Origin of the sequence: Parasphingomonas halimpatiens (assembly GCF_036663795.1) — a bacterium.
Lineage (GTDB): Bacteria > Pseudomonadota > Alphaproteobacteria > Sphingomonadales > Sphingomonadaceae > Sphingomonas.
The window spans coordinates 26,166-33,603 of sequence record NZ_JAXOJP010000042.1; the positions used below are offsets into that span (position 1 = coordinate 26,166).

Annotated in this window: 9 protein-coding genes; 3 read left to right on the forward strand and 6 right to left on the reverse strand. The window is 66.5% G+C overall.

From position 1 onward, the window contains the following. Positions 1 to 94 precede the first annotated feature (94 nt). Together U1839_RS23870 and U1839_RS23875 are read left to right on the forward strand one after the other, a co-directional pair. Complete coding sequence (locus U1839_RS23870) at positions 95 to 340, forward strand: hypothetical protein (protein ID WP_281125454.1); 246 nt, start codon at positions 95 to 97, stop codon at positions 338 to 340. A gap of 176 nt (positions 341 to 516) precedes the next feature. Further along, positions 517 to 1,203, forward strand: a complete 687-nt coding sequence (locus U1839_RS23875; protein ID WP_332806066.1) for a hypothetical protein — start codon at positions 517 to 519, stop codon at positions 1,201 to 1,203. A 37-nt stretch (positions 1,204 to 1,240) separates the two neighbouring features. Here the strand turns inward: U1839_RS23875 and queE are convergent, their stop codons facing one another. The 6 genes from queE to U1839_RS23905 all read right to left on the reverse strand — a co-directional run bounded on the left by queE (position 1,241) and on the right by U1839_RS23905 (position 6,280). Next, a complete protein-coding gene (gene queE / locus U1839_RS23880; RefSeq protein WP_332806067.1) occupies positions 1,241 to 1,873 on the reverse strand; it encodes a 7-carboxy-7-deazaguanine synthase in 633 nt (210 codons plus the stop codon). 2 nt (positions 1,874 to 1,875) lie between these two features. Then, entirely contained in the window at positions 1,876 to 2,559 is a 684-nt protein-coding gene (gene queC, locus U1839_RS23885; RefSeq protein ID WP_332806068.1) for a 7-cyano-7-deazaguanine synthase QueC, read from the reverse strand. Between the two features lie 163 nt (positions 2,560 to 2,722). After that, a complete protein-coding gene (locus tag U1839_RS23890; protein ID WP_332806069.1) occupies positions 2,723 to 3,139 on the reverse strand; it encodes a DUF3617 domain-containing protein in 417 nt (138 codons plus the stop codon). 82 nt (positions 3,140 to 3,221) lie between these two features. Further along, complete coding sequence (locus U1839_RS23895; protein WP_332806070.1) at positions 3,222 to 4,124, reverse strand: Hsp33 family molecular chaperone HslO; 903 nt, start codon at positions 4,122 to 4,124, stop codon at positions 3,222 to 3,224. 36 nt (positions 4,125 to 4,160) lie between these two features. Beyond that, a complete protein-coding gene (gene argF / locus U1839_RS23900) occupies positions 4,161 to 5,084 on the reverse strand; it encodes an ornithine carbamoyltransferase (RefSeq protein ID WP_332806071.1) in 924 nt (307 codons plus the stop codon). Beyond that, positions 5,084 to 6,280, reverse strand: a complete 1,197-nt coding sequence (locus tag U1839_RS23905; RefSeq protein WP_332806072.1) for an aspartate aminotransferase family protein — start codon at positions 6,278 to 6,280, stop codon at positions 5,084 to 5,086. Before U1839_RS23905 ends, argF begins: the two co-directional genes overlap by 1 nt. Before the next feature lie 577 nt (positions 6,281 to 6,857). On the opposite strand from U1839_RS23905, the gene U1839_RS23910 reads away from it, so the two are divergent. Further along, on the forward strand, positions 6,858 to 7,343 hold the full coding sequence (locus U1839_RS23910; protein WP_332806073.1) for a hypothetical protein: 486 nt from the start codon (positions 6,858 to 6,860) through the stop codon (positions 7,341 to 7,343). Positions 7,344 to 7,438: the final 95 nt, after the last annotated feature.

Genomic DNA, 7,438 nt, shown 5'->3' on the forward strand with positions numbered 1-7,438 from the left:
TGAGGGCCGGACGATATCAGTCTAATGTCCACCACGGTTTGGGTATTAAGGGCTCAGGGGCCTTGCCAAATCCACTAATCTAGGGAGCCTTTCCATGCGTGCACTCATTTCCAAGGTCGTTGCCGGTTCGATGATCGCCGGCGCGGCGCTGATGATCTCGGCCTGCAAGCCGGCAGCGACGACCGACACCAACGTCACCGACACCAACATGACCACCACCAATGTCACCGAAGAGATGACCATGACCGACAACAGCGGCATGGCAGCTGACAACGGCATGATGGCCAGCAACACCACGATGACCACGAACACCACGACGGTCACCGAGAACAAGATGTAATCACCCGCAAGGGTATTATGTCGGGGCCGTCCGGGCAACCGGGCGGCCCTTTCGATTCCGGGCGTTGCCGATCGATTTGTCGCGCCGATTGCGTGATGCGCCGCGCAATCTTCCGGAAAGCTCTTGGGTGTATGGGCGAAACACCGTAACGAGCCCCTGTTTTGCATGAGGTTGTGATGAACGTGTTGCGTTGCGTTTCCCTGATCGGCACCCTGGCGGGTGTCGCCCTGGCCCAGCCCGCCGCTGCCCAGTTCTATCTGGCCAGTCCCGACATTCGCGGTGCTACCGTGCGCGGCGATGAACCGGGGATCGGCGAGGTCTTGCCCGGTGCGACCGACGACGAGGTGCGCGCCGAACTGGTGTGGAACATGCGGTCCGGCTTGAACGTGGCCGCGCTGCAATGCCAGTTCGAGCCGACCTTGATGTCGGTCCAGAACTACAATGTGCTGCTCTACAATCACCGCGACGAGCTGAAAAAGGCGTTCGACACGCTCAACAAATATTTCATCCGCGTCGCCAAGCAGCCGAAGGCCGGGCAGAACGCGCTCGATCGCTTCGGCACGCGGACCTATACCGGGTTCACCGCCGTCGCCTCGCAATATGGCTTCTGCCAGACCGCTGCGGCGATCGCGGCGGAGGCAGCCATGGCCCCGCGCGGAACGTTCCACACTATCGCCGCCGACCATATGCGTGAGCTGCGCACCAGCCTGTTGCGGCCGTTCGGGGAACAGCGTTTCTCGCGCTTCAGGATCACAAATTACCCGCCGCTGCCCCGCCTCGACGCTGTCTGCTGGGACAAGAAGAGCCAGTGGTCGCCGAAGAAGTGCGGTCCGTTCTCGATGACCGAGACGATCAGCTACTGACGTTCCGCCACCGGCAGGCGGATCGCGCGCGCTGTCGCTAGCGGAGTCCGAGCGACTTGTGATTCTGCAGCGTCAGCCGCCATTTCGGGCGATCGAGCGCGAACTGCACCGCAGCCTCGCGATGGGCGGGCGCCTGGGCGTCATCGAGTGGCTGCACGAGGAAATGGGCGAAGTCCCACGTCTCCAGCTCGCCGATGTCGGTACCGGCCTGGGGCCACACCAGCTTCAGTTCGTCGCCCGTGCGCTGGACGACGGTGCTGCCCGCCTTGGGGCTGATGCACACCCAGTCGATGCCGGGATGAACGGCAAGCGTGCCGTTGCTCTCGATCGCGATGCGGAAATCCGCCGCGTGCAACGCCTCGACCAGCGCGTCGTCGACCTGCAGCATCGGCTCGCCGCCCGTCAGGACGACGAAGCGCTTCGCCCTGCCCTCGCCCCAATATCCCTCGACCGCCGCGACGAGCGACGCGGCATTAGCGAAGCGACCGCCCCCTGCCCCGTCGGTGCCGACGAAATCGGTGTCGCAGAAGCGACACACCGCCGTCGCGCGATCGGCTTCGCGGCCCGACCACAGGTTGCACCCGGCGAAGCGCACGAACACCGCGCGGCGCCCGGCATTCACGCCCTCGCCCTGCAAGGTGAGGAACATCTCCTTGACCGCATACGCCATGATCAGGCCGCGTAGGCCGTGGGATCGGCGATGCCGGCTTCCTGGAAGCCCTTGGCGCGCAGCCTGCAGCTGTCGCAGCGACCGCAATGCAGGCCGCCGGGCGCCGGGTCGTAGCATGACCAGCTCATCCCCGCATCGAGGCCGAGCCGCGCCGCTTCGCGGACGATGTCGGCCTTGGTCATGTGCTGCAACGGCGCATGGATGCGGAACGGTTCGCCCTCGACGCCGGCCTTGGTCGCCAGCTCCGCAAGCCCCTCGAACGCCGCGATGAACTCCGGCCGGCAGTCGGGATAGCCCGAATAGTCGAGCGCGTTGACGCCGATATAGAGATCGCGCGCGCCCGCCGCCTCGGCCCAGCCGAGCGCCAGGCTGAGGAAGATCGTGTTGCGTGCGGGAACATAGGTCACCGGAATACCCGCCCCGACCCCTTCCTTGGGCACGTCGATGTCGTCGGTCAGTGCCGAGCCGCCAAAGGCCGAGAGATCGAGCGGCAGGACGATGTGGCGCTCGGCACCCAGCGATGTGGCGACGCGGCGCGCGGCGGCGAGCTCGAGCCGGTGGCGCTGGTTGTAATCGACCGACAGCGCGAGCAGCCGATGCCCGTCCTCGCGCGCGCGCGCCGCCGCCACCATCGAATCCAGGCCGCCCGACACAAGGACGACCGCCAGGGTCTGTTGAGCTGTCATGATGGAGCCGACCTAGTGACGTCGGGGCGATCCCGCAACCGCGACGAAAAAAGGGCCGCCCGGAGGCGGCCCGAAAGGAGCTGCCCGAAGTCGGGCGAGCAAGGGAGGAAAGCGTGCCGAAGAAGCACAGCCGCCGGTCTACACTGACGGAGTAAAGATGCTGCTAACGCGCGCAGGCGCCGAGCCGTCGTGCTTCGTAGTCGTGATCGAACGGGAGCCCGCCGGCGATGCCCTGCGTCACGACATGGAGGACACGCGGGGTCTCGATCGACAGCGTCGTGCGGCCATGGCCGGCGCCCGGGCAGGTGTAGTGGACCGTCACGCCGCCCGCGGTGTCGCTGATCACGAAGCGCGAACATTGCGCGCCCGGGTGGCCGAGCTGCAGCAGCATCGCCGGATCGGCAAGACACAGCCCGCGCGGCGGCGCGGTCGTCCCGGCCTCGCGCAGCTGCCACTGGCCCGGCTCGACCTGCGACAGCGCGACGAGCTGCGCCGGCGCGGCGGCAGGCGACGCCGCGCCGATGGTGGTACACAGGACAACGCCGAACAGCGCGGTCCGGCCGGATAGCCGAAGCTTCATCATAACCCCCGATGATGTCGTCTGTCTTATGCGCCCTGCCGCCCAAGGTGACGTGTGTTGCGCCGCAATGCAACAGCCGTCGTCAATCCGCGCCGACAGCGACCGGGACAGGGAACTTCCTGGCGCAAAAGGCGCAATCGACGACGATCATGCCGGTCTCGTCGGCCATCGCTGCCTGTTCGTCGGCCGGGAATTTGGCGAGCACCTGGGCGATATAGTCGGGTGAGCAGCGGCAGCCGCGCGACAGGGCCGTCGATGGCTGGACGCGGACTTCGTCCTCCTCGTTGAACAGCCGCCAGACCAGCACTTCCAGCGGGATCTCCGGCGCTGCCAGTTCGTCGATGCCCATCGTCGCGCCGAGTGCTGCGACATGTTCCCATTCGGGATGATCGAGCTGGGTGTGGAGCCGCTCGCGGCCGTCCTCGCCCTCGGGCAAATGCTGGAGGAACAGCCCGCCGGCGATATGGCTACCATCGGCGCGGCGCGCGATGCCGAGCCGGACGAGCGTCGGGATCTGCTCGGACTGGACGAAGTAGCGCTCGGCCGCCTCGGCGAGGCTGGCGCCGTCGAGCGGGACGATGCCCTGGTAACGCTCGCCGGTCGTCGCCTGGTCGAAGGTGATGGCGAGGTGGCCGGTGCCGAACAGCGCGAACAAGGTCGGCGCGTCGGGCCCCTCGGCGAGCCGGTCGGCGTCATAGTCGACATAGCCGCGCAGTTCGCCGCCCTTATAGTCGCACACCAGCAGCCGGACGACGCCGCCCTGCGTCTGCGCCTGGAGCGTCAGCTGGCCGCCGACATCCTTGAGCGTCGAGCCGATCAGCGCGGCGAGCGTCAGCGCCTCGGCGAGCAACGCCTCGATCGCGCGCGGATAGGCGTGCGCGGCGAGGATCGTGTCGAGCACCGGGCCGAGCCGCACGATCCGCCCGCGCGCGTCGCGCGCCGGGATGGTGAAACCCAGCGCGGTATCGAGATCATGCTGTTCCATGGCCACAGAGATAGGATCGCGCGCCGCCACCACAACTCACCCGATCTGCCCGAAGCACCAGCGCAGGATCGACTTCTGCGCGTGGAGCCGGTTCTCGGCCTCGGGCCAGATCAGCGATTGCGGCCCGTCGATCACCTCGTCGGTTACTTCCTCACCGCGATGCGCGGGCAGGCAGTGGAGGAACCTGGCGTCGGGCCGCGCGCTCGCCATCAGCGCGGACGTCACCTGATAGGGCATCAGCGCGGCAAGCTTGGTGTCGGCATGCGCCTGGCCCATCGAGATCCACGTGTCGGTGACGACGATGTCGGCACCCGCCACCGCCTCGGCCGGGCTGGCAACGACGCGCGCCCGGCCCTGCCCGCGCGCCACGTCGCGCTCCGACGGCATGAATCCCTGCGGGCAGGCAGCGGCGACGTCGAAGTGCATCAAGCCAGCGGCCTCGATGATCGAGGCGAGCACGTTGTTGCCGTCGCCGAGCCACGCGACCTTGAGGCCCGGGAGCGACTTGCCGCTTTCGATGATGGTCAGCAGGTCGGCGACGATCTGGCACGGATGCGAGGCGTCGGTCAGGCCGTTGATCACCGGCACGGTGGCGTAATGCACCATCTCCTCGACCTTGGCATGGTCGTCGGTGCGGATCATGATTGCGTCGACATAACCCGACAGCACGCGCGCGGTATCGGCGACGGTCTCGCCGCGACCGAGCTGGGTGGTGCCGGCGTCGAGCACGATCGAGCTGCCGCCGAGCTGGCGGATCGCCATGTCGAACGACACGCGGGTGCGGGTCGAGTTCTTCTCGAACACCATCGCGAGGACGTGACCGGCGAGCGGCGCATCGGCATCGGCCTTGCCGCGCGGCCAGCCGGCGCGTTCCGCCTTGCGCTGCACGGCGTCGGCGAGCATCGCGGCGATGGCGTCGCCGCCGGCATCCGACAGGTCGAGAAAGTGGCGGAGCGCCATCAGCTTGCCGCTGCCGGCGCGAAGCTGCGCGCGCCTTCGCTCAGCCGCTCGATCGCCTCGGCGATGTGCTCCTCGCCGATCACCAGCGGGGGCAGGATGCGCACCACGCCCTCGCCCGCCGCGACCGTCAGCAGGCCGTGATGGTCGCGCAGATGCGCCACCAGCTCGCGCGGCTCGTTGCCGGGCTTGAGCTTGATGCCGAGCATCAGCCCCTTGCCGCGGACCTCGGCGAAGAGATGATCGTGGTTGGGGATCATCTGCTCGAGCGCCGCGCGCAGCCGATCACCCATCGCGGTGACATGATCGAGAAAACCGGGCTCGAGCATCACGTCGAGGATCGCGCTGCCCGCGGCCATCGCCAGCGGATTGCCGCCATAGGTCGAGCCGTGCGTGCCGATCACCATGCCCTTGGCGGCATGTTCGGTCGCGAGGCACGCGCCGAGCGGGAAGCCGCCGCCAATGCCCTTGGCGACCGACATGATGTCGGGCGTGATGCCATAATGCTCATAGGCCCACATCTTGCCGGTGCGGGCATAACCGCACTGCACCTCGTCGAGGACGAGCAGCAGGCCCTTGTCGTCGCAGACCTGGCGCAGGCCCGTGATGAATTCCGGCGTGGCGACCGAAACGCCGCCCTCGCCCTGGATCGTCTCGACCATGAAGCCGGCGGTTGCGTCGTCGATCAGCGCCAGCGCGGCGTCGAGATCGTTGAAGGGCGCATAGGCGAAGCCCGGCAGCAGCGGCTCGAAGCCGTCGCGCATCTTGGGCTGGTTGGTCGCCGAGATCGCCCCCATCGTCCGCCCGTGAAAGGCGTTGTTGAAGGTGATCAGCTTGTGCTTCTGCGGGTTGCCCTCGGCATAATGAAAGCGCCGCGCGGTCTTGATCGCGCATTCGACCGCCTCGGTGCCCGAATTGGTGAAGAACACGGTGTCGGCGAAGCTCACATCGACGATGCGCTGTGCCAGCGCCTCACCCTGCGGCGAGCCATAGAGGTTGGAAGTGTGCATCAGCGTCGCGGCCTGGTCGGCGATCGCCTGCACCAGTTTCGGGTGGCCATGGCCGAGCGCGTTGACCGCGATGCCGCTGGCGAAATCGAGATAACGCGCGCCGTCCTCGCCGATCAGGTAGCAGCCCTCGCCGCGCACCGGCCGGAACCCGCAGCGCGGATAGACAGGCATGAGTGCTGGGGTTGCCACGGTTGATCTCCTCGAACGAAAAAGGGCGGCCAAACCGGACCGCCCGGAGCGGGCATTTACTTGGCGGGGTGGCAGGGCGTCAACACCGGTGGCGGGGCGGCGGGATTGGGGGTGGCGCGTGGGGGTGGCGGGTGCGGGGTTGGGGCGGTTTGTTGGGATATTGCGGCGGGTGGCGCGATCGCTGCGGCAGGGAAATTGGCAGGGAAATTGGCAGGGAATTTTGTTTAATTTTGCGGTGGCCGGCAGGGAATTTTCGGGCGGGCGTGTTGGAAGGAACGCCGGGGGTGCCGGGGCGCGGCGGCGATGGTGGTTTGGGGTGAGCATAAGCGGCAGTTTAAGGGCGACGCGGCGCGGGTTGAATCATCCTGCGGAACGGGCGGCGTGCCTGCTTTCGCCACGCCACACATTCACCCGATTGCCTGCACCACCCAGGGGTGCACTTCACTTCAGCGACGTCTCCGTAATTCGGAAGCACTCCGCGCATGTGGGTTGCCCTGCGATGCCACAATAGCTTGACTACGGCGGATTTTCGCGGCCACGCCAGGCGTCGGTAAGAGTCGAGAACAGGGCATCTGCGATGGATAGCGACGCATCAGAATATCTCGACCCGCTCGCTTTTCGCGTCGGCGAGACAACGGTCGGCGACAACCTGAACAAGGCAGTCGCTGCCGGGCGTTTGATCGCGCATGCTGACGGCACGTGGGAGGTGTCGGAACGCAAGCCCAGTCCTAAACGTTGGTTGGGCACCAAAGTACCATGGCATGTTCCGTGCGAAACCATGCTCCGACTGATCTTTACCAATGCCTATGACCGCAAACAGGTGCCGTGGCATTGCCGCAACTGTTACAAGGTCAAGGCCCGGCCCCGAAGCATGCGGCAATTGCTGGCGCTTGGCCGCCTGCTCAAAGCCACGAAATGGACCGCCAAATACGGGCTCAATGTGGCATCATCGGCGAACCAGGGCGGCTATGCCGCGTACGTATATCTTGATGGCCTGGACGCGGCACGGCGTGCCTATCATCAGTTACGGGCGCAAATGGAAGAGGTGGCTCGGTTCATTTGAACAGCTCGGCGCAATTGCTAAGTGGAGCGTCTGCCGGTTTCATGCCGCTGCGAGAAGCGGCCGGTTGAAGTAGACGTGATCGGGTGTCCTGCGGT

Bases quoted from the DNA above. Each gene is read 5' to 3' on its own strand.
- U1839_RS23870 (WP_281125454.1), top strand. From the start codon at position 95: ATGCGTGCACTCATTTCCAAGGTCGTTGCCGGTTCGATGATCGCCGGC.
- U1839_RS23875 (WP_332806066.1), top strand. From the start codon at position 517: ATGAACGTGTTGCGTTGCGTTTCCCTGATCGGCACCCTGGCGGGTGTC.
- queE (WP_332806067.1), bottom strand. From the start codon at position 1,873: ATGGCGTATGCGGTCAAGGAGATGTTCCTCACCTTGCAGGGCGAGGGC.
- queC (WP_332806068.1), bottom strand. From the start codon at position 2,559: ATGACAGCTCAACAGACCCTGGCGGTCGTCCTTGTGTCGGGCGGCCTG.
- U1839_RS23890 (WP_332806069.1), bottom strand. From the start codon at position 3,139: ATGAAGCTTCGGCTATCCGGCCGGACCGCGCTGTTCGGCGTTGTCCTG.
- U1839_RS23895 (WP_332806070.1), bottom strand. From the start codon at position 4,124: ATGGAACAGCATGATCTCGATACCGCGCTGGGTTTCACCATCCCGGCG.
- argF (WP_332806071.1), bottom strand. From the start codon at position 5,084: ATGGCGCTCCGCCACTTTCTCGACCTGTCGGATGCCGGCGGCGACGCC.
- U1839_RS23910 (WP_332806073.1), top strand. From the start codon at position 6,858: ATGGATAGCGACGCATCAGAATATCTCGACCCGCTCGCTTTTCGCGTC.